This window comes from Aeromonas sp. 602200 (genome assembly GCF_049173895.1).
Taxonomy (GTDB): domain Bacteria; phylum Pseudomonadota; class Gammaproteobacteria; order Enterobacterales; family Aeromonadaceae; genus Aeromonas; species Aeromonas veronii_A.
This window is the reverse complement of the sequence record NZ_JAAKSL010000001.1, coordinates 1-21,642: the sequence shown is the minus strand read 5'-3', so window position 1 is coordinate 21,642 and position 21,642 is coordinate 1. Positions and strand designations below refer to the sequence as shown.

General features: G+C 60.2%; 20 protein-coding genes and 1 tRNA gene. 7 read left to right on the top strand and 14 right to left on the bottom strand.

Annotated features, from left to right (window positions below; genetic code table 11):
* Positions 1–87: 87 nt before the first annotated feature.
* Positions 88–339 carry a DinI family protein gene (locus G5221_RS00105; RefSeq protein WP_129503940.1) on the bottom strand — a complete coding sequence of 84 codons (252 nt, stop codon included), beginning with the start codon at positions 337–339 and terminating at the stop codon, positions 88–90.
* Positions 340–413: 74 nt separating this feature from the next.
* Positions 414–2,840 carry a DNA polymerase II gene (locus G5221_RS00100; protein ID WP_421249972.1) on the bottom strand — a complete coding sequence of 809 codons (2,427 nt, stop codon included), beginning with the start codon at positions 2,838–2,840 and terminating at the stop codon, positions 414–416.
* A 166-nt stretch (positions 2,841–3,006) separates the two neighbouring features.
* Between G5221_RS00100 and G5221_RS00095 the strand changes: the two genes are divergently transcribed.
* The 3 genes from G5221_RS00095 (at position 3,007) to G5221_RS00085 (ending at position 5,289) form a co-directional block, all read left to right on the top strand.
* Complete coding sequence (locus G5221_RS00095) at positions 3,007–3,498, top strand: prolyl-tRNA synthetase associated domain-containing protein (RefSeq protein ID WP_216978868.1); 492 nt, start codon at positions 3,007–3,009, stop codon at positions 3,496–3,498.
* A gap of 208 nt (positions 3,499–3,706) precedes the next feature.
* Positions 3,707–4,945: a GGDEF domain-containing protein gene (locus tag G5221_RS00090; protein WP_219296629.1), complete on the top strand. Its 1,239-nt coding sequence runs from the start codon at positions 3,707–3,709 to the stop codon at positions 4,943–4,945.
* On the top strand, positions 4,945–5,289 hold the full coding sequence (locus tag G5221_RS00085; protein ID WP_421207272.1) for a hypothetical protein: 345 nt from the start codon (positions 4,945–4,947) through the stop codon (positions 5,287–5,289). Before G5221_RS00090 ends, G5221_RS00085 begins: the two co-directional genes overlap by 1 nt.
* A gap of 241 nt (positions 5,290–5,530) precedes the next feature.
* Here G5221_RS00085 and G5221_RS00080 read toward each other — a convergent pair whose 3' ends face one another.
* The 4 genes from G5221_RS00080 to G5221_RS00065 form a co-directional block, all read right to left on the bottom strand.
* Complete coding sequence (locus G5221_RS00080; protein ID WP_216978870.1) at positions 5,531–6,391, bottom strand: PA4780 family RIO1-like protein kinase; 861 nt, start codon at positions 6,389–6,391, stop codon at positions 5,531–5,533.
* Between the two features lie 195 nt (positions 6,392–6,586).
* On the bottom strand, positions 6,587–7,582 hold the full coding sequence (locus G5221_RS00075; RefSeq protein WP_216978871.1) for a lauroyl-Kdo(2)-lipid IV(A) myristoyltransferase: 996 nt from the start codon (positions 7,580–7,582) through the stop codon (positions 6,587–6,589).
* 150 nt (positions 7,583–7,732) lie between these two features.
* The gene (lpxM, locus tag G5221_RS00070; RefSeq protein WP_216953494.1) at positions 7,733–8,722 is read right to left on the bottom strand and encodes a lauroyl-Kdo(2)-lipid IV(A) myristoyltransferase; all 990 of its coding nucleotides are present in this window, start codon (positions 8,720–8,722) and stop codon (positions 7,733–7,735) included.
* Positions 8,723–8,977: 255 nt separating this feature from the next.
* On the bottom strand, positions 8,978–9,970 hold the full coding sequence (locus G5221_RS00065) for a TDT family transporter (protein ID WP_158112510.1): 993 nt from the start codon (positions 9,968–9,970) through the stop codon (positions 8,978–8,980).
* A gap of 102 nt (positions 9,971–10,072) precedes the next feature.
* On the opposite strand from G5221_RS00065, the gene G5221_RS00060 reads away from it, so the two are divergent.
* Positions 10,073–10,978, top strand: coding sequence for a LysR substrate-binding domain-containing protein (locus tag G5221_RS00060; RefSeq protein WP_019445811.1), 906 nt, complete (start codon positions 10,073–10,075; stop codon positions 10,976–10,978).
* Positions 10,979–11,073: 95 nt separating this feature from the next.
* Here the strand turns inward: G5221_RS00060 and nfo are convergent, their stop codons facing one another.
* The 5 genes from nfo to G5221_RS00035 form a co-directional block, all read right to left on the bottom strand.
* Positions 11,074–11,916 carry a deoxyribonuclease IV gene (gene nfo / locus G5221_RS00055; RefSeq protein WP_005352396.1) on the bottom strand — a complete coding sequence of 281 codons (843 nt, stop codon included), beginning with the start codon at positions 11,914–11,916 and terminating at the stop codon, positions 11,074–11,076.
* Between the two features lie 305 nt (positions 11,917–12,221).
* A complete protein-coding gene (locus G5221_RS00050) occupies positions 12,222–12,551 on the bottom strand; it encodes a YbaB/EbfC family nucleoid-associated protein (RefSeq protein WP_005333445.1) in 330 nt (109 codons plus the stop codon).
* 114 nt (positions 12,552–12,665) lie between these two features.
* On the bottom strand, positions 12,666–15,278 hold the full coding sequence (gene dnaX / locus G5221_RS00045; protein WP_421262569.1) for a DNA polymerase III subunit gamma/tau: 2,613 nt from the start codon (positions 15,276–15,278) through the stop codon (positions 12,666–12,668).
* A 172-nt stretch (positions 15,279–15,450) separates the two neighbouring features.
* On the bottom strand, positions 15,451–15,996 hold the full coding sequence (apt, locus tag G5221_RS00040) for an adenine phosphoribosyltransferase (protein WP_005352403.1): 546 nt from the start codon (positions 15,994–15,996) through the stop codon (positions 15,451–15,453).
* A gap of 134 nt (positions 15,997–16,130) precedes the next feature.
* Positions 16,131–16,508, bottom strand: coding sequence for a YbaN family protein (locus G5221_RS00035; protein WP_019445809.1), 378 nt, complete (start codon positions 16,506–16,508; stop codon positions 16,131–16,133).
* Between the two features lie 123 nt (positions 16,509–16,631).
* Here G5221_RS00035 and dusC point away from each other — a divergent pair, with 123 nt between their 5' ends.
* The 3 genes from dusC to G5221_RS00020 all read left to right on the top strand — a co-directional run bounded on the left by dusC (position 16,632) and on the right by G5221_RS00020 (position 18,922).
* On the top strand, positions 16,632–17,576 hold the full coding sequence (gene dusC / locus G5221_RS00030) for a tRNA dihydrouridine(16) synthase DusC (RefSeq protein ID WP_047436768.1): 945 nt from the start codon (positions 16,632–16,634) through the stop codon (positions 17,574–17,576).
* A gap of 97 nt (positions 17,577–17,673) precedes the next feature.
* The gene (locus G5221_RS00025; protein WP_110303814.1) at positions 17,674–18,042 is read left to right on the top strand and encodes a TraR/DksA family transcriptional regulator; all 369 of its coding nucleotides are present in this window, start codon (positions 17,674–17,676) and stop codon (positions 18,040–18,042) included.
* A 160-nt stretch (positions 18,043–18,202) separates the two neighbouring features.
* The gene (locus tag G5221_RS00020) at positions 18,203–18,922 is read left to right on the top strand and encodes a substrate-binding periplasmic protein (protein ID WP_019445806.1); all 720 of its coding nucleotides are present in this window, start codon (positions 18,203–18,205) and stop codon (positions 18,920–18,922) included.
* A 117-nt stretch (positions 18,923–19,039) separates the two neighbouring features.
* Here the strand turns inward: G5221_RS00020 and yjjG are convergent, their stop codons facing one another.
* The 3 genes from yjjG to G5221_RS00005 form a co-directional block, all read right to left on the bottom strand.
* Positions 19,040–19,720 (bottom strand): pyrimidine 5'-nucleotidase, encoded by a 681-nt coding sequence (gene yjjG / locus G5221_RS00015; RefSeq protein ID WP_421249974.1) that lies wholly within the window; start codon positions 19,718–19,720, stop codon positions 19,040–19,042.
* Between the two features lie 22 nt (positions 19,721–19,742).
* A complete protein-coding gene (locus G5221_RS00010) occupies positions 19,743–21,233 on the bottom strand; it encodes a M17 family metallopeptidase (RefSeq protein WP_421262568.1) in 1,491 nt (496 codons plus the stop codon).
* Positions 21,234–21,405: 172 nt separating this feature from the next.
* A tRNA-Met gene (locus G5221_RS00005) sits at positions 21,406–21,482 on the bottom strand.
* Positions 21,483–21,642 lie beyond the last annotated feature (160 nt).

Below are 21,642 nucleotides of genomic sequence, written 5' to 3'. Positions count from 1 at the left end.
ATGGGTATCAGCAGTGCATTAGCAGGCATGCCCGTTTATCCGCAGCCCATTTATCCACCGCCCAGAATTATCCACTGACCATGGGGATCAGGATGCGACGTTCTCTTCCGGCATCCAGCTGTCGGCGTTCTCCCACACCTCCTGCACCATAGCTTCGGCCAGCTCTTTGTCTTCCTTGCTGGCACGGCTGACGGTCAGGGCCATGGTACTGCCCGGCGCGACCCGCACATGGATGTCGGGAAATTTTTCGCCAAGCTGCTTGAGCAGCTCCTGACGCAGCGCCTCCATGGTCGAGGTCGGGATCTGATGTTTTCTGTCGATGATGATTTCAAGACGCATAGGAAACTTCTCCATGATTTATAACTGTATTTTTATCCAGTATTCATGGGAAGTAAAGTGCCAACTTGCACCAATCAGAAAAGATCCAGCTGCTGACCACAGATCCGGTCGAACGACTCGCCGATAAAGGGCAGGATGGCATCGGCAATGGGCCGCAACTGCTTGTCGATATAGTGCTCGTAATCGATGGCGCTGCGCCGGTACTCCAGCGGCTCGGGGCCATTGAGGGTCATCAGATAGGCGATGGCGCCCCGATGCTGATAGCGCTGGGGCAGCCCGCGGCGCAGGTTCTCCTCATCGGCCAGCCGCGCCGCACGCACATGGGGCGGCACATTCTTCTGATACTCTTCGAGCTTCTGGCGCAGCCGTTTGCGGTAGATAAGCAGATCGTCGTGACGACCGGCGCGGGTCTCATCCACCATGGTGCGCACATAGCCGCTGGGATCTTCATCGTGAAACACCAGCTCGTAGAGGCGGGTCTGAAACTGCTTGGCCAGCATGGTCCAGTCGGTGCGCACCGATTCGAGCCCCTTGAACACCAGCTGTTCACTCCCCTCACTGGCCTTGCCAACCAGCCCCGCATAGCGCTTCTTGCTGCCCTTCTCCAGCCCGCGGATGGTGGGCATCAGAAAGCGGCGATAGTGGGTCTCGTACTGGATCTCGAGATAACTCGGCAGGTCGAACTCTCGCCTGATCAGTGCAGCCCAGTTATCGTTGATCATTTGCGCCAGTCGCTGGCCAATCTCGTCCGCCTCATCCGGGCTGGTCTCGCGCCCCAGATGGACAAAAGTGGAGTCGGTGTCACCATAGATCACCTCGAACCCCTTCGCCTCAATCCACTCGCGGGTCTGCTGCATGATGCTGTGACCACGCAAGGTAATTGACGAGGCAAGTCGCGGATCATAGAAACGGCAGCCCCCCGACCCCAGCACCCCGTAGAAGGAGTTCATGATGATCTTGATGGCCTGGGAGAGTGCCTTGTTGCTGGCAGCCTTGGCTCTGTCCCTCGCCGCCCACAGGGTGGCGATGAGATCCGGCAAAAAGTGCCGCTCGCGGGAGAACATGGCGCCGCGAAAACCTAGAATGGCGTGGTCGGGGTGTTGCAACCCCTCGATGAGTCCCATGGGATCGATGCAGAAGGTGCGGATGATGCTGGGATAGAGGCTCTTGAAATCGAGCACCAGCACATGGCGATAGAGACCGGGTTTGGAGTCCATCACATAGCCGCCGGGGCTCGCCAGCCCACCGTCGGCCGGCAAATTGGGGGCCACGTAGCCGCCACGATGGAGCCGCGGCAGATAGAGGTTGGTAAAGGCCGCCACCGAGCCCCCTACTCTGTCCAGCTCAAGACCAGTGAGGGAGGCGCGCTCGATGGCAAAAGGGATGAGGTGGCAGTAGTCGAAGATCTCCCACACCAGCTTGCAATCTTCCAGGTTGTAGCGAGCCAGCGCCTCCTTGTCGGAGTGGAACAGCTCGGTGATCTTCTCCCCCCGATTGGCCACATCCTCGATATCCTTGCCACGGCCAAGCAGTTCGCTCGCCACCGCATCCAGGCTGTAGCTGGCAAACTGCCAGGTGGCGCTTTTCAGGGTATCGATGCCGTCGAGCACCATGCGCCCGGGAATGATGACGTTGCCGGTCTGGGGATCGCCCCGTGACGAGCGCCAGAAGCAGAGCTCACGACCCCGCCCGAGCCGCAGCCGCCGCTTGTTAAGCTCGGCGCGGCGCAGCAGCAGGCGAAAGTCAAAATTGACCACGTTCCAGCCAATCACCAGATCGGGGTCATGCTGGCTGAACCAGCTCTCCAGCGCACTCAGCAGGGCGCTCTCGTCCTCTACCCACTGGACCTGGGTGCCCCAGCTCTCAGCATCCGCCTCCGAGGTGCCGATCATGATGACCCGCGCATCCTGTTCGCTGTAAAGGCCGACCGAGAAGAGGGCACCGTCCATGGCGCACTCCACGTCGAGGGACACCCAGGAGAGGGTTGGCGTCACCGCCTGCGGCGCGCAGCGCGCCTCGTTGACCTCCCAGTAGCCCTGCTTGCCTCCCTTCTTCACCGCCCGGCCATCGAAACGCACACCAGCTGTGATGAAACGCTCCATCAGAAACCGCTCCGGCAGCCGGATATCCGCCTCAAAGTGCTCCAGCCCGCGAATAAGCAGCAGCTCGATGGCGCGGTGAAAGGCGCTCAGGGTGGCGAAATAGCAGCCCACCACAGGGCGACCGTCGAAGGTGTGCATTGGCAGGCGGCGAAACCGCCCGCTCACCCCGGCCCCCTTGAACAGCTCGGCGGCTTCTGCCATATGGCTCTGCGGCAGGAAGAACACCGGCTCCTGTCCCGGCACCACCACCCGTACCGGCCCCTGCGCGCTCCAGAGCCACATCACGATTTCGGTGGTGGCTGCCTGCCCGTTGCGGCCGCGCACGTCCCGACCGTGGCGGGTCAGGATAAAACCGTCGAGCGGCGGAGTGGCGGGTACGGTGGGCTGGGTTGCAGTCATGAAGCGTAAAGGGGCTGTCCGAGAATGGGACTATTGTACGTTCATACAGTGCCTGCTCGCAATCGTCACGCTGGCTGCGAGGCGGGGGTCAAACTGGTAAGCTCGATCCGGTCGTTATTCCCGCCCATCCCGTTCTGACCACTCTTCGCCGACAAAAGGAGTCTATGTGGCAATCTATTCCCTGCTGGATCAGCTGGCTATCCCCTACCAGCGCTTTGACCATCCCCCAGTGTTTACCTGTGAGGAGGCGAGCAAGTTGCTGCCCGACCTGCCCGCAGCCAAGACCAAGAACCTCTTTTTGCGCGATCCGAAAAGCGAGCGGCTGTTTCTGGTGGTGAGTCCGGAGGAGCGCCGGGTCGATCTCAAGGAGCTGGCGGTCATGCTCGGCGTCAAGCGGCTGAGCTTTGGCTCCCCCGAGCGGCTCGATGCGGTGCTCGGCCTTACCCCGGGCTCGGTGACCCTGCTCGCCATGGTGCGCGACAGGGAAAAAGCGGTAGAGCTGGTGGTGGACGAGGCCATCTGGCAGGCCGAACAGGTGCAGTGCCATCCGCTGGTCAACACCGCTACTCTGATCATCCGCCTCGACGATGTGCGCCGCCTGCTGGCCCACCTCGGTCGGGAGGCCAACGTCATGCGGCTGCCGGTCATTATTGACTGACCCAAGAGTGTGGGAAGCATAAACGCTCCGGCGTCATGCCCCGCCCCTGATTAATCGAGTCAGCAGCCCTCTTGTGGCGGTTGTTGCTGCGATCGTGCCCGGATCACTTGAACCATTGCTCAACGGCGCAATTCATGCTGTGATCCGGCCCAGTCACCCGGCCCTGAGGTCGCTGCGCCGTTCCCGGCAGGAAGAGCCCAAACCCTTGATGCAGAGTCTGTTTTCCTCGGCCCAGTTGCTGAGTCTGGTGCTGTTCGTCAGCCTGTCGCACATAGGGGTCGCGGCCATTTTCGCCTACCTGTGGCATACCCAGCGACAGCTGCGCTCCCTGCTCTACTGGTCGGCCAGCGAACTGGCCATCGCCGCCGCCTTTGGCTGCCTGCTGCTGCGACCCCTTACGGGAGAGATCTCCCTTGCCAATATCCTGCTTACCAATCTGCTGATCATCGCCACCCCGCTACTCTATGAGCGGGGGCTGCGCCACTTCTTCCGGCGCGAGGCCGACCGTTTCGGCTGGCTCTGCCCGCTCCTTGCCCTCGCCGGCTTCCTGCTATTCGCTGTCACCGCCACACAGCTACCGCAGGATGACATACACAGCCGGATCGTGGTGCTATCCGGGGCCATCTCGCTGCAAATGTGCCTGCTGCTGTGGCAGCTCTGGCGCTATCAGCGGTTGGCCCCCGCCTACCGGGTGCTGCGCTTTGCCATCTTGCTGCTTGCGCTGCAACTGGCCCTGCAACTGATCAGGATGGCCAAGCATCAGTGGTGGCCTGAGTCGGCTGCCTCCAGCCTGACCGATCCCCTGCTCGGCCCGGTGATCCTGCTCAGCCTGCTCTTTACCATTGCCCGCAGCTTCATTTTGCTGAGCCTGGTGCACACCCGTCAGCAGCAGGCGCTGCTCGCCACCCAGCGCGAGCTGGAGCGGCGCGCCAACCTGGATGCCCTGACCGGACTGGACAGCAGACACTATTTCGAACACCAGGTGGCCCTGCGTGCCCGCGAGATGGCTAGCCCCGGCCAGCTGCTGCTGATCGATCTGGACAACTTCAAGCAGATCAATGACCGCCACGGTCATCCCGCTGGCGACGCCATGCTGCGGGCGGTGGGACGGGTGATCCGGGAGAGCCTGCCGACGGCGGGGCTAGCCGGGCGCCTTGGCGGCGACGAGCTGGCGCTGCTGGTGATGGAGACTTCGCAAACGCTGCCGGCCTGCTGCCAGACCCTGCAGCAGCGGGTCGCAGACGCCACTCGGTCGCTGGCCGGTGGCCCCATCAGCCTCAGCATAGGGCTCACTTCGCTGCAGCAGGGCGAGAGCTTTGAGCAGGCCTATTCGCGCGCGGATCGGGCACTCTATGCCGCCAAACAGGCTGGCCGCCAGCGCGCCTGCATCCAGGAGCCACACCACAGCGAACCCTGGCCGCTGTGGCCTCTGGCCACCCAGACCTGATGCAACCCCTCATCGAGTGCCGGGCCGCTCGGCTGACCGACGCCCCCGCCTACCGCCGCTACGAGGCCGAATGTGGCGCCGCCGGGTTGCCGCTCTATCAGGTGGCGCAATTCGGCTCGACTCAGTGGCTGCAGGAGTTGCTCGCCCATGCCAATGGCCTGCATCTGCCGCCGGGCTACCTACCGACCACCACCTATTTTGCCCTCGAAGGGGAAGCGCTCCTCGCCACCTTGCGCCTGCGCCACGGCGACAAGCCAAGCCACCCACCAGTGGCTTGGCTATATCGATTACGAGACCATCCCACCCGCCGGGGTGAAGGTGCCGCCCGCATCCTGCTCGGTTGAGTGCAGCGCCATGTGCTCAGCGAACCTGTGCTCATCAGCTGTGACAAGACAAATCCCGCCTCGCTCAAGGTCATTGAAGCTGCAGATGGACAATGGCTGGATCGCCGCTATCATACCGGCGATCTCTGCTGGGTCCGGTTTTACCGGCTGGCCCCGGCCAAGAGGCCAGGGCTGTGCGGCAGACAATAAAAAAGAGCACCACTAGGCGCTCTTTTTCCATTGACCACGGCCACCAACAAGATCAGTAGCTGTCTTCCTCTTCGGCCTTCATCCTGGCCTGACGAGCCAGTGCCTCCTCCTGGGCGCTCTCGATCTCGTGCAATACAGAATCGAGATCCACCTGCTCGCGGCTCTCCTCGAACAAGCCGGTCAACTCGCTGTCGGGGGTCAGTTTGCCATCTTCATACAGGGCCCACATCTCCCGGGCGTAGCGGGTCTTGAGCAGCTCGGGGGCATACATGCCGTAGTAGTTGCGCATGTTGTTGACGTCCCGCTCCAGCATCGCCTTGGCCTGGTTGTTGGCGGCGGCATCCACCACCTGGGGCAGGTCGATAATGACGGGGCCCTGTTCATCCACCAGCACATTGAACTCGGAGAGATCGCCGTGGATAAGACCGGCGCAGAGCATCCTCACCACGTAACGGATCACCTTGGCATGGTCGATGACCGCCTGCTCGGGGGTAAGCGCCACATCGTTGAGGCGCGGCGCGACATTGCCATCCTCATCGGTGATAAGTTCCATCAAGAGGACGCCATCGAGGCAGACATAGGGCTGCGGCACCCGCACACCGGCCGCCGCCAGCTTGAACAGGGCGTCGACCTCGGTGTTCTGCCACACCTCTTCATGCTGTTTGCGGCCGTACTTGGAGCCCTTCTCCATGGCGCGAGCATCGCGACTGCCGCGCACCTTGCGGCCTTCCTGATAGACCACGGCCTGCTTGAAGCTGCGCTTGGACGCTTCTTTATAGACTTTGGCGCAGCGGATCTCGTCGCCGCAGCGCACCACATAGACGTCGGCCTCTTTGCCGCTCATCAGCCGGCTGATGACGTCATCGACCAGGCCGTCATCCACCAGGGGTTGGATTCGATTTGGAATTTTCATGGCCGCCCTTTTACCCTATTTCCGCTCTCGAAGATAGCTCCGCGCACGCTCACTTGCCTCTCCCTGTCATAAGACACCCTGTTATCCTCTGTTTGCGCTGTTTTTGTCCACCCGTTCGCCTTAAAAACCACCCGCAACAGACCAAATACGAAAGGCTCCTCTGCCAACAAAATTGGCCCGCATGCGGGCCAATTTTCAAGGTTCGGGCGGCAAGCCCTGACGAATACGCTGGATCCCCGCTTCATAGAGTCCGTCATCCCCCTCCTGATGCTCCAGGGTTTCAAAGATCTTGAGAAACCACATGTACTGCTCGGGATGGCGCGCCACCTGCATCTCCACCACCCGGTTCATGGCGTTGACGTCTGCCAGCAGATCGGCGGTGGGATAAGGGTCAAACGGCGGCTCGATCTCCAGCAGATAGCATCCCTCATCCTCGTCATAGCTGGCGAAGATGGGCACGGCTCTGGCACCAGTCAGTTTCACCAGCTTGGGCAACGCTGGCAGGGTTGCTTTGGGACGACCGAAGAAGGGAACAAACACGCTCGCCTCACGGCCGTGATCCTGATCCGGCAGATAAAAAAAACTGGCGCCAGCGCGGATCGACTTGATCGCCGGCTTGATACCGACACTGCGCTCATAGACCTTGCCCCCTTTGGCCCGCTCGCGGTTGATGTACCAGTCAAAAACCTGATCTTTCGGGCTCTTCATCATGGTGCACATCTCGATGCCCATCATGGAGAAGTAGCGGCCAATCATGTCGACCGCCCAGGTATGAGGCACCACCAGGATCACCGGACGGCCCGCAGCTTGCTCCGCTTGCACATGCTCCCAGCCGCTCACCTTGACGCGGCGGGTCAGGCGCGCCTTGCTGCGCCAACTGAGCTCGCCAAAGCCCATAAAGGTCTTGAGCCCGACCCGGATCGATTTGAGCAGCAGCGCCTGACGTGCGGCGGCATCCAGCGTTGGAAAGCAGATCTTGAGGTTGGTATCGGCAATATAGGCCTGCTTTTTCGAAAAACGCAGCAGGGTCGGTGAGACCAGATCGGCAAAGCGATCCCGCAACCTCGCAGGAGTAAATGCCAGCAGGGAGAGCAGGCCCAGTGCGAACCAGCTGCCCCACCATTTGGGATGCAGCAGGCGGCTATGAAATGAGGTATCAAATACCGGATCTAACGCAGACATGGCGACCATCAAGTCATCAAAAACAAGCGGTTATTGTAATTATCCTGACATTTTTTTCTACCCTGAGGAGGCTTGCTATCGACCTGCAAGGCACAGATCAGACTAGTTATCATAAAAAATGGCCCACCTGGGGCCATTTCAATCAATCTTAATTCAGGGTCAGCCGTGGGGCGACAATCCCTTGCGGATCCGCTGGATCCCCGCCTCGTAGAGGCCATCCGGCCCCTCCTGATCTTCACGGGTATCGAAGATCTTGAGGAACCACATGTACTGGCCCGGATGGCGCGTCAGCTGCTGTTGCACCATATCGTTCATCCGACAGGTATCGGCCATCACATCCTCGGTGGGATAGTTGTCAAACGGGGCATCTATCTCAAGCCGGTAACAGTGGTTCGCTTCGTCATAGCAGGCGAGCAGCGGCACCGCCTTGGCGCCGCTGACCTGAACCAGACGGGGCAAGGCTGGCAGGGTCGCCTTGGGGTGGCCGAAGAAGGGAGCAAAGATGCTCTTCTCGCGACCGTGATCCTGATCCGGCAGGTAGAAGAAGCTGCGACCACTCTTGATGGTTCTGATCACCGCCTTGATCCCGGCGCTGCGCTCGTAAACGCGGCAACCGTTTTTGGCCCGTGCACGGTTGAGGTGCCAGTCAAACACCGGATTGCGTGCCCGTTTCATCATGGTGCACATGGGCACCCCGCGCTGGGTGAAGCAGTAACCGGCGGCATCCACCGGCCAGGTATGGGGCACCACCAGGATCACCGGACGACCGGCAGCCCGCTCCGCCTCGATATGCTCCCAACCGATCACCTGCATCCGGCTCATCAGATAACGCTGACTGCGCATGGTGAACTCGCCAAATCCCAACAGACTCTTGAGGCCGACCCGGATCGAGGTCAGTGCAATGGCATCCCGCTCTTCCGGGCTCTTGTCCGGGAAGCAGATCTCCAGATTGGTTCTGGCGATATAGATCTGTTTTTTCGAGATACGAAACACCAGCGGTGCCAAGGCTTCGGCCAAACGGTCGCGCAATCGCACCGGCACAAAGGCCAGCAGCATCAGCACACCGAGCGCCAGCCAGCTGAACCAGTAGCGGGGATGCAGAAAACGGGCTTCAAAAGAGGAGTCAAATACGGGATCTTGGGACGACATGTATCGGGGTCGAGCGAAAAAGTGGTGCTGCATTGTAGTCGTCCTGACAGGTAATACCAGTTAAATCCATGTCAAATAGCCCGCCACTGGCGCCACATCAAAAAACCATAAAAAAATGCCCCGCACTGCGGGGCATTTTGCTCGTTACACAACCAGGGTGGAGGCTCTTTGTCCATCCATCGTATGACTGGTCGTTTATCCCGTCGCTCTCGGAGCGCACTGCTTATCCATTTCCCGATGTCACATCATCAAGGTTTATCGGTGAGCCCCTTGGCGAGCCATGCCGTTATTCATTTCGGTATTACGCTGCGGCAGAAAAAACATCAGGTAACGCAGTGCCACATACCCGACGATCACGGTAGCCACCCCCAGCTCGAAGTGAGCCAGCAGTCTGATCTGCTCGACGTAGTGACTCCCTTGCGCAAACCCTTCAACCAGATGAGCCACTTTGAACAGAGCGGTGGCACCGATCACCAGCGGGAAGGTGAAGGCGGCATAACCCGGCGAGAAGGGCAGACGCAGCAGTTTGATGAAGGCCAGATAGATGATGCCGGTCATCAGGATGGCGATCCCCAACAGCACGGCCACCAGCAGCAGTGACGGCTCCTGACTGACAGTCAGGTAACCGGCCAGAGAGAGGCTGGCAGGGGCAGCCAGAATGGCAATGGTCGGTTTGGCGGCATCCGGCACTTCATGGCTGAAGATCAGGCGGTAGAGCATCAGCGGCAGCATCAAGCCGTAGCAGATGATCCCGAACCAGAGCAGACCGTTGGCCAGCGGGGCAAACTGACCACCCGGGAAGGCGACGTCAGCCACGATGATCCCCACCGGCGGCACGAACCAGCTCGGCACCATGTGGTGGATTTCAAACTCTTTGGCGCGATGCCAGATAAAGGTGGCCAGGAACAGCAGATGAACCGCCACGGCAAACAGCCAGAGGGCCTCGCCCGCTTGCGGCGCAATCATACCGAGCGCTTTGGAGACCACCATGGTGCCCATGGCATAGGTCGGTACCACACTGCCCACCACGGGGTGAGCGAGATCCAGCAACAGCAGGCGGGGGTGAAGCAGAAACTTGAAGGTCAGGATCACTAGCAGCACGGCCGCAATGGCAGCACCCAGCAGTTGCATCCGGCCATCGAAGTGACCGGCATTTTCCCAACACCAACCAAGGCTGGCGATGCCCAGCGCCAGACCCGCCATGGGGGTTGGGGCGGCAGCCAGTGATTTACGGGTTCTTGCGATCATGATGACACCTTTCTATTGATGACTATGGCGATAGGATAATGGTCCCTTATCGTTTAAGATATCTAAATGAATTAAATCAATCATTCAGGAAAACCAAACACGATGAAACTGACCCTGCAGCAGCTGAAAGTGTTCGCCACCATTGCCCGTTATGGAAACCTTGGCCTTGCCGCCAACGAGCTCTGCCTGAGCAAGGGGGCCGTCTCCCAGTCGCTACAGGAGCTGGAGCGCCAGCTCTCCACCCCGTTGTTTGACCGCATTCACCCCAGATTGCAGCTCAACAACGAGGGGCGCCTGCTGCAACCGGCCGCCGAAGAGCTGCTGACACGGATGCAAGATATCGAGAACCTGTTCAGCCCCGATGCCGAGCCGAGCGGCCAACTGCGCCTTGGTGCCAGCCAGACCATCGGCAACTACCTGCTCCCCACCCTGCTCGCCAGCAGCAAACAGGAGCTGGGGCTCCCCCCCAAGGTGACCATCAACAACACTCACCTGCTCTGCCATGCGTTGGCCAACTTCGAGCTGGATATGGCACTGATCGAGGGGGAGAACCACCACCCCGACCTGCTCGCCGAACCCTGGCTGCAGGACGAGATGCTGGTGGTGGCCCCACCCGGTCACCCGCTTGCCAACAAGAAGGAGCTCTCCCTCTCCCGTCTGGGGGGCGAAACCTGGGTATTGCGTGAAGCACAATCGGGCAGCCGCGAGCAATTTATCCAGCAGATCCAGCCCGAGTTGCCCCGCTGGCAACCAGGGCTTGAACTCAACACCCTGGAGGCGGTGATGCTGGCGGTGGAGAAGGGGCTTGGCATCTCCTTTATCTCCCGGCTGGCAGCCTCGGATCGCCTGGCAGATGGGCGGCTGATCGCCCTGCCCCTCTCCCGTCGCTTCCCGCGCCAGCTCTCCCTTATCTGGCACAAGCAGAAGTACCACTCCACCTCCCTGCGCCACTTTATCCACTTCTGCCGGGCTCAGGTGAACAATGCCGAAGTGAGCCGCGCAGAGTAACGCCCGATCGGAGCGCCGCTGGCTGGTCCGCCCACCAATAACGGAAAAAGCAGAGAGGGAGCCACGGCTCCCTCTCTTTGATCCGCTTCTGAGTATCACTTCGCCAGACTGCGCAACCAGCTGATCTCCTCGCCCCAAATAGACTCGTCTATGGTCTCGAGGATCAGCGGAATGCGATCGAAGCGCTCATCATTCATGATGTGGTGGAATACCGCCTCTCCCAGATTGCCCTCCCGCAAGCTGTGGTGGCGATCGACCCGGCTGCCGAAGGTGCACTTGGCGCCGTTGATATGCATCCCCTTGAGATAATGAAAACCCACCGTGCGATCGAACTCGGCAAAGACAGCAGCGCAGCTCTCTGCAGTGCGCAGATCGTAGCCGGCGGCAAAGGCGTGGCAGGTATCGAAACAGATCCCGACCCGGCTCTTGTCCTCCACTCCCTCGATGATGGTGGCTAGGTGCTCGAACGACCAGCCGAGGTTGGTCCCTTGCCCTGCGGTATTCTCAATCACCGCCGTCACCCCTTCACTGCGCTCCAGCGCCCAGTTGATGGACTCGCTCACCAGCTTGAGGCTGGCCGCCTCTGGGATCTGCTTGAGATGGCTACCGGGGTGGAAGTTCAGATAACAGAGCCCCAGTTGCTCGCAGCGTTTCATCTCGTCGAGAAACGCATCGCGGGATTTGGCCAGACCATCGGGATCCGGGTGGCCCAGATTGATGAGGTAACTGTCGTGGGGCAAGATCTGCTCCGGCAGAAAACCGGCCTTGTCACAGGCCGCCTTGAAGGCACGAATGGTGGCATCCGACAAGGGGGCCGCCTGCCACTGACGTTGATTCTTGGTAAAGAGGGCAAACGCGTTGGCCCCGATGGCCTGGGCGCGGGCGATGGTATTCTCCACCCCGCCGGCCGCACTGACGTGGGCTCCGATATATTTCATACAATCTCCTCAATACGGCAAGCCGCCATTATGCCGCTCCCGCCCGGCCACGCCAAACCGGGATATCCGATAGCGGGTATCGACAAATAGTGCCGCCTATACAAGGCGCTGCGTTTCATGGCGTAATCGGCCTTCGCTGTGGCAACCTCTCAGTTAGAGCCCGCCCGCGCCAGCATGGCGCCCATAAAAAAACGCAGCGTATCGCCTGAGCAATAACGCTGCGTCTTTGGGTCTCTCGGCCGTCCCCCTTGCCGTGACCCGAATGGCCAGCGACAAGGGAGCAAGAATGCGCGGGGAGAGTCGCCTTAGAAGGGCATCTTGAAGCCTGGCGGCAGTTGCATGCCACCGGTCAGCTCGCCCATCTTGGCCTTGTTCTGCTCTTCCACACGGCGCACGGCATCGTTGCAAGCGGCGGCAACCAGATCTTCCAGCAGCTCCTTGTCATCTTCCATCAGGGAGGGGTCGATCTCGATGCGACGGACGCTGTGACTACCGGTCATGGTGACCTTGACCATGCCTGCACCGGCTTCACCGGTCACTTCCATCTGAGCCAGCTGCTCCTGCGCCTTCTGCATACGCTCTTGCATCTGTTGGGCCTGTTTCATCAGGTTCCCCATTCCACCTTTACCAAACATATGTCGTCTCTCGTCTTGAAATCCGGCATCCAGCGCCGGGCTGTGGGCTTGTCTGTCCTAGATGGGGACAGCCAAACTGCTTTTCAACCGGAAGCAAGCTCCCGGCCACGGAATTTAGCGGTTGAGGGGCTCGATGCTCTCGTGATGGAGCACGGCACCAAACCGCTGAACTAAAAACTGCACGTTGGGATCCTGCTCCAGATCCCGGGTCACCTGCTCGCGCACCCCGAGATAGAGGCGATGCTCGATCTCGAGGGGGGTCTCCTGGTCAGGCACCACACCGAGCGTCACCTCGACCTGCACCGGTTGACCCAGCGCAGGCCCGATGATCTCGGCCAGATCGGCGCGCGCCTTGTCGCTCACCAGATGGCGCTGCTCGGGCTTGAGGGTCAGCAACACCTTGTCCCCCTCCCGCGTCATCACCGAGTTGATGGCCATCTGGCGCAGCCGCCCTCCCACCTGAGTGTGAGCGATCAACTCGGCCCAAGGGTCGCCGCAGCCATTGAGTAGCGAGGAGGGGATAAGGCGAGTCGCCTCTCCCTCTTGCGGCTCGCTGTCGCTTTCGAGCTCATTCCAGTCGATGGTCTCCATCACCGGCTGGGCAGGTTCATTCTGAACCACAGGGGCAGCAGCCACCGCCGCAGTCGCAACGGGTGCGACCGGCTGGGTCGCTGGGGCGGGCGTCACCGCAGTCGCCGCAGCACTGCGTTCACCGGGTCGATAGCTCGGCTGCCCGTCGAGATCCCAGGGTGGCAGATCGGTTGGCTGGGCCGGTGCCGTGACGGGAGCGTGGCTCATCACCGGAGTCTGCTCGGCAAAGCCCTGATTGAGGTACTCTTCGTATTCCCCGTTGTCACCCTGCGGCTCGTAACTGTCGTTATAGAGATCCACCGGTGGCAGATCATCATAGTGTCCCATCGTCGCCATCCCCTGCCCGGCCGGTTGGCTGACCGGAGCAGGTTGTTGGGTGACGACCGGTGCAGCGGCGGGCGCGACAGGGCGCGCTGGCGCAACCGGCACAGCGCGCGGCACGGGTACCGCCGGGGCATCCTGACCACGCTGACGACTGCGCAGCATATTTCGCTTGCCAAGCAGGCTCTGCATGCTCGATACCGCTGAAACAGCTTCAGGTGCGCTAACCGGCGCGGTTGTCGGCTCGAACGCGGGCTCGATGCTGGCAGTCAGCGACTCGCCACGGGAATGGTCCGCGTAGGCTGCGGCAGAAGCTTGTTCATCAGCATCTGCGGGCTGTGCAACCGAGTGCGCAGACACATCGGGCTGCACATGGGTCAACGCGGGCTCGGGTTGATACCCCATGCCTGCGGCTTCGCGCAGCAGCTCATCCTGCTGGCTGAACAGCTCGGCGGCTTGGGTCTCCTCCTCGCTGTCGGCGGGGTTGCCGATGTCATCCGTCATCGCAGGCAGGGAGACATCAACCGCGGGCACTGCACTGATAGCAACAGGCGTGCTGGCAACAGGGCTGGCTAGCGGTGCGGGCACGGCGCCGCTGATCGGTGCCAGTGCGGCCGATTCAGCGGCCGGGCGCTTTCCCGGCAAGGAGGCTACCGGAGTGGCGCTGCTCGCCGCACTGCTCGTCATTGACGGGGGCAATGCAGTGAGGCTGGCCGGATGCAGGGCATCGCGCCTTGGCGAGAAGGCGAGCATCCGCAGGCAGGTCATCTCCAGCGCGGTGCGGCCATCGGGGGCCCAGGGCAGATCTTTACGGCCACCCAGCACGATCTGGTAGCAGAGCTGCACCTCTTCCGGGCTCATCGCCTTGGCCAGTTGCAGCAGGGAATCGGCATCCGCCCCCTGCTCCTGCACACTGGCAGGCAGCAGCTGCGCCATGGCGATGCGATGGAGCAAGCCTTCCAGCTCGGCGTGGAGCTGATCAAAATCGGGGCCCAGGGTGGCGATCTCGGTGATCTTGGCCATGGTCGCTGGCGCATCTTGCCGCAAAATGGCTTCCAGCAGCTGGTGCAGATGGCGGTGATCGAGCGTGCCCAGCATCGCCAGCACGCTGTCGAGGCGCACGCTACCATTGCCGTGGGCCAGCGCCTGATCGGTCAGGCTTAGTGCATCGCGCATACTGCCGTCGGCGGCTTTGGCCAGGGCCAGCAGGGCGCGTGGCTCGAAGGGCTGCCCCTCCTGATCCAGCACCCATTCGAGCTGCTTGGCGATCTGGGTCTGATCCAGACTCTTCAGATGAAACTGCAGGCAGCGCGAGAGAATGGTAATGGGCAGCTTCTGCGGATCCGTGGTGGCCAGCAGAAACTTCACATAGGGGGGCGGCTCTTCCAGGGTTTTCAGCAACGCGTTGAAGCTGTGGCGCGACAACATGTGCACTTCATCGATGAGGTAGACCTTGAAGCGGCCGCGGGCCGGGCGGTACTGCACGTTGTCGAGCAGCTCACGGGTATCTTCCACCTTGGTGCGGGAGGCCGCGTCAATCTCCAGCAGGTCGACAAAGTTGCCCTGATCGATCTCGCGGCAGGTATCGCAGACGCTGCACGGGTGGCTGCTGATCCCCTGCTCGCAGTTGAGGCTCTTGGCCAGAATACGGGCGATGGTGGTCTTGCCGACCCCGCGGGTACCGCTCAGCAGATAGGCGTGATGCAGCCGTCCCTGATCCAGGGCGTTGGTCAAGGCGGTCAGCACATGTTGCTGGCCTACCACTTGTTCAAACGTATGGGGGCGCCATTTACGCGCCAGAACCTGATAGCTCATAAATCCATCATGCAGGGAAGACAGGGCATTGAGGCCGGATGCTAACACAAATGGCGGGCTGGCTGTATCGGCTATCGGTGACAGCGGGAGGGATCGCTTGATTTTCAAACCGATGCCCGCAAGGGCACCGGTTCAACGCAGGCCCGATGCAGAGGATCGGGCCGAAGAGGCATTACTCGCCGGCCAGCTCGACCAGTGAGACTACCTTGATGCCAGCAGCAGTCAGGCGGGCATCGCCCCCCAGAGACGGCAGGGAGATGATGAAGGCCGCATCGGCGACTTCACCACCGGCACGGCGGATCAGCTTGACGGTCGCATCAACGGTACCGCCGGTCGCCAGCAGATCGTCCACGACCAGCACCTTATCACCGGGAACGATGGCATCGGTGTGCAGTTGCAGGGTGTCGGTGCCGTATTCGAGGGCATAGGACTCCTCGATCACTTCGCGCGGCAGCTTGCCCGGCTTGCGGACCGGTACGAAGCCCAGCCCCATGGCATAGGCAACCGGCGCGCCAAAGATGAAGCCGCGAGCTTCGGTGCCAACAATCTTGGTGATCCCTTGATCACGATAATGATTGGCCAGCAGATCGATGGTGGCCTTGAAGGCCTCGGCGTTCTCGATCAGGCTGGTGATGTCACGAAACAGAATGCCCGGCTTCGGATAGTCGGGAATGGTCTTGATGCTTGCTTCGATAAATTTCAGGGTTTCCGGATTCATGTGTTGACCGCTTATTTTTTTGACCCAAGGGTGGCCATTTTTTCTCAATTCCCTTCTGCGGGAAATAAAAAAGCCTGTCACGCAAAAATGACAGGCCGACTCCATAGCATTATTGCTGCAATAGCTTAGGGACTTCACTTCGCCATTGCAACTGGCTCCAGCACCGGCAGGCGCATTAACCAGGTGAGCAGGATCACCATTATGACAACCAGCAGCCCCTTGACCCACAGCAGTGGCACTACCGCCAGCGACACCGAAAAGGTGAGCAAAATGAAGATAATGGCGCGCCGTCTGGCCTGACGACGAATACCGCGATACTGCTGCCAATCCACGATGGGCGGGCCAAACCAGGGATGGGTCAGCAGCCAGCGATGAAAACGGGGCGACGAGCGGGCAAACAGAGCGGCAGCCAGCAACATGAAGGGGGTAGTCGGCAAGAGCGGCAGCACAATGCCCACAATACCGGTGGCAAATGCCAGCCACCCGAGCGCCATCAGACACCAACGCTTCATTCCTTCTCCTTGCGTGATTTATCTCCCTCTAGCCTAACAGAGTTTGAGCGGGTGCTGACAGCGGGCCGCAACCCCACTACAATCTGCGCTCTTTTTTCTTGCCACTCTCGTCGGAAAGCCGTTATGCGCGTTATTTTGGCCCCCATGCAGGGGGTACTGGATCACCTGATGCGGGAGGTACTCACCTCCGTCAATGATTACGATCTCTGCGTAAGCGAGTTTATCCGGGTCGTCGATCAGCTGCTGCCCGCCAAGGTGTTCTACCGCCTCTGCCCTGAACTGCTGCAAGATGGCAAAACCCGCGCAGGTACCCCGGTGCGGGTACAACTGCTGGGGCAACACCCCGAGTGGCTGGCCGAGAACGCCGTGCGCGCCATCGAGCTGGGCTCCCCCGGTGTCGATCTCAACTTCGGCTGTCCCGCCCCTACGGTCAACAAGAGCAAGGGCGGTGCGGTGCTGCTCAAAGAGCCCGAGACCATCTACCGCATCGTCAAGGCGGTGCGCGAGGCGGTGCCTGCCCATCTGCCGGTGAGCGCCAAAATTCGCCTCGGTTACGACGACAAGGATCTCTATCTGGAGAACGCCCAGGCGGTCTTCCAGGGGGGCGCCAACGAGCTGGCCGTTCATGCCCGCACCAAGCGCGAAGGCTACAAGGCCCCCGCCCACTGGGAGTATGTGGATGCCATTCGCCGCGCCCTGCCCATCCCCGTCACCGCCAACGGCGAGATTTGGGATCACAAAGATGCCCTCGCCTGCGCCAGGGTCTCGGGTTGCGATGCCCTGATGGTCGGGCGCGGCGCCATCTCCCTGCCCAATCTGGCCAACGTGATGAAAACCGGCTGCCCGCACATGAGCTGGGCCGAGGTGCTGCAGTTGATGGTGAGCTATACCGAGCAGGATCTGGCCAGCGAAAAAGCCGACTACTACCCCAGCCGCATCAAGCAGTGGTTCAGCTATCTCAAGCGGGAATATCCCGAAGCGGACCTGCTGTTTCAGGAGATCCGGGTGCTCAAAGAGACGGCTCCCATCCGCGATGCCCTGCTGCAAGCAGCCAAAAGCCACGGCTAACCACGTTTAACTTGACGCATATCATCTTGATAGAGTTATCGGATCCCTATACTGCCCCGAATCTGTCGTCTGTCCTGTGGGGGATAATGTGTGTGAAATGACGCAAGCACAGTTGACTGTCTGGCGTAATCGCCTGCTGTCAGACTGGGCCCAAGTACGAGAAACGCTGATCGGTCAGCTCAAAGCCTGCCGCCGTGACGAGTGGGCCGAGCAGGTCGATCACTGCGAGCAGGATCAACTGGTGGAACTGACCAGCCGACTGGATCTGCCGAAGGTAGAGCAGAGTGTGGCCCGCCTCAAGCGGATCGACGCGGCACTCTGCCAGATGGATCTCGGCCTCTATGGCCTCTGCTCCGATTGTGAAGAGCCGCTTTCCATCGAACAGCTGGAACAGGATCCGACCCTGCAACGTTGCCCGCGCTGCGAAGCCCGTTACCGCAAGGGATTCCACGCCCACGAACTGTGATGGATGCACATCTGTGCATCCGCTCAACCCTCAGCACTGGTTACTCCGTCGTTCCTGTCCAATACTCACCGTATCAGCCTGTTCGAGGGTATGCGTTGTGTACAGACTCTTGTTGTTATGGTGTTTGTGTTGCCAGGCTACGGCACAAGAGTCATTGGTCGTGGGCTGGGTCGACTGGCAGCCCTTCAGTTATCGCAATGAACAGCAACAGCTCCGCGGACTGGATGTGGAGCTGCTCAACGCCATCTTCCTGCGGGCCGGTTATCAGGCCAAATTCAGTGAAATGCCCTGGGCTCGCGTGTTGCACGAGCTGAAATTCGGCACGGTTCAACTGGCCATGTCAGCCAATATCACCGCCGAGCGGCAGCAATATGCCCGCTTCAGCCACCCCTATCGGGAAGAGGAGACGGCCATCGTCATCCGTCGGCAAGATGCCGAACGCTGGCGCGGGATCACCACCCTGGAGCAGTTGATCAACACCCCTGACTTCCATATCGGGGTGCTCAAGGGCTTTGATTACGGCAATACCTTCCGCCAGTTGATGGCAAGGCCCGAGCTGCAGCCCCGTTTGCAGATGCGCCTGCGGCTGGATCAGTTGCTGAAGATGTTGCAAGGGGGTCGGATCCAGGGGTTTATTCTGGACCCCCACGGACTGCAGGAGTGGCAGGGTAAGGATGGCGTGCAGGACAAGCTGTATATTCTGCTGCATATCGAACAGACACCGGTTCACCTGATGCTGAGCAAAGAGAGCACCACAGAAGCGCAACTGCAGCGGATCAATCAGGCTATCGATCAATTGAAACAGAGTCCCGACTATCAGCAGATCCTCGATCGCTACCAGTTCAGATCCCTGCATTCACAGGAAAACACTCATAAGTAAGGGGAGCATCAGCTCCCCTTACTGTCTCAAGCAAACCCAATCCTGTCTCAAACAGCCCTGGTTGCAACTTGCCAGGACGTTTTGGTCACCGATAACGTGATGGATTACTCCTGCCTGTCAGCGTCCCAGCACAATGTCGGCAAGGTGGGCGAAGTGGTGGATCTCGTGGGTCGCATCGCATTCCCCCGAGTGCCGCCTCGGGTTATACCAGCAGGTGGCCAATCCCTGTGACGCAGCCCCGGCAATATCAGTTTTCGGATTGTCCCCCACCATTAGCACTCTGGCCGGATCCGGCTTCCCCATCAGGGAGAGGGTGTGCTGGAAAATAGCCGGCGCCGGCTTGGTCACCCGGATCTCGTCAGAGATCACCAGGGGCTCGAACCACTCGCTCCAGCCCAGTTTTCCAAGTCTGCCACGTTGGGGGACGCTGAAACCATTGGTGATGATCCCCATCCGCACCTTGCTGCGCAATTGCTGCAGGGTCTCGACCACCCCTTCGAGGGGCATGCTAAGGGCAATGATTTGCTCCAGAAAGGTATTGTTCATCGCCATGGGGTCGGCGGCAACTTGCTGGGCAAAGAGGGAGAAGCGGGTCTGCTGCAGCACTGTCGCATCGATCTCGCCATCGTTGTACTGCTGCCAGAGCTCATGGTTGATAGCATGGTACTGCGCCATGCTGGCGTCATCGGCCTCCACACCATAGATCTGCAGAGTTTGCACCAGTGCCTCGGCGACCGGGAAATCGAGCAGGGTTTCATCCAGATCGAACAGCACCCAGTCATAGCTTGGTTGTTTCACAGAAATCCTTTTATCAGTCAGATTATTCGGAAGCTGAGTGCCCCACTCGACCGAGTGGGCCAGCCAGCAGATCCAGCGTGAGCCGCACACCAAAGCCGGTCACTTCGCTGGAGACCACCCCATTGCCCCCCTTGTTGCGAAAACCGCTCAGGTCGAAGTGCAGCCAGGGGGTCTGCTCGGGCACGAAGTGGGCGAGGAAACGAGCCGCATCAATGTGATCCGGCGAACTGCCTGGTGCACACTGCAACAGATCGGCCCACTCGCTCTCGATATTTTCATCGTAATCCTCATCGAGCGGAAAGGGCCAGACTCGTTCACCGCTGTGCTGACCCAGCTTGACCAGCGATGCCAGCCATTCGTGGCGATTGGTAAAGACGCCGCTATAGCGACTGCCCAGTGCCCGCTTGCAAGCGCCGGTCAGAGTCGCATAATCGATCAGCAGATCCGGGGTATCCTGCGCCGCCATCGTCAGAGTATCGGCCAGCACCATTCGTCCCTCCGCATCGGTATCCACCACTTCGATGGTGAGACCATTCATCGCTGTCACCACTTCACCCGGACGATAAGCCTGGGGACCGATATGATTCTCGGCAATCGCCAACCAGCAGTGAACCTCATAGGGCAGCTGAGCCCGACTGATGGCATAAAGGGTACCCAACGCCACCGCACTGCCCCCCATATCGAGATGCATGCCATACATGCTGCCGGAAACCTTGAGGTTATAGCCACCTGAGTCATGGCAGATCCCCTTGCCCACCAACGCAATGCGGCGTACCGGCTTGGACGGGTAGTAGCTGAGCTTGACCATGGCCCCCTGATTATCTTCCGAACCGCGGGCTACCGCCAAAAAAGCCCCCGCTCCCAGCTCGGCCAGCTGCGCCTGATCGTAGTGATGGCACTGCCAACCTTCATCCTGAGCCAGCTGGCTGACGAACTCGCGATAGCTGGCCGCAGTCAGCTCCGAGGCGGGTAACACCGCCAAATGACGAGCCAGCCCATTGCCCCCTGCTTCGCTGTAGATACGAGCGAGATCCAGCACTACAGCAGGAGAGACCGACACATGCTGATAGTTCCAGCCACTTTCGCTACGGCTTTTGCTGGTCGGCAACGGTAGATTGGCGGCCAACAGAGCCGACAACATCAATTCAGCCAGCATCACCCGCTCTGAGGGGGAGAACCCCTCCAGATGCAGCCCGAGCCGCTCTACCTTGAGCCCGGAGAGCGGGGCTATCCAACCTCTGACCTGCTTATAAAGACGGTGATCCCGCGTCACATTGCCGGTCACCAATATGACCAGCAACAGGGTGGAACCATGCATCAGGGTGAAAGGTGCTTTTTGCCCAAGCGCCAACTGGGTGTTGATCCCCGACAGGGCCGGTAGCGACAGCAATACCTCCTTTTGCTCTTCGGCGATCAGCAGCAGTTGCAATGGCAAGCCCTGTGAAAGGGTCTCGGTCAGCGTGGCATCCCGGCTTTCAATAGCAGGAGGAAGATAGGTAAAAGGAGTGATCACAGGCGCGTGCCTCATCCATGAAGAGATATCTGATGATACCTAACAAATGGTCGAGACGACCAGTTATGGTCTTGAAAAAGCGCAGGAAACAGCATTAATCGCCATCGGTTGCATACCCGATGGAGATATATTCAATGTAATGAGGGGGAAAAGAAGAAAACTATCAGGAAGTTGGTTGCGGGGGCCGGATTTGAACCGACGACCTTCGGGTTATGAGCCCGACGAGCTACCGAGCTGCTCCACCCCGCGTCCGAATTGTCACCCTCAAGCCGAGCAGTAGCTTGATGGCGTTTGTCTGCTTTCGACTGTTTACACAATCGCAGGCTGACGAAAAGTTGGTTGCGGGGGCCGGATTTGAACCGACGACCTTCGGGTTATGAGCCCGACGAGCTACCGAGCTGCTCCACCC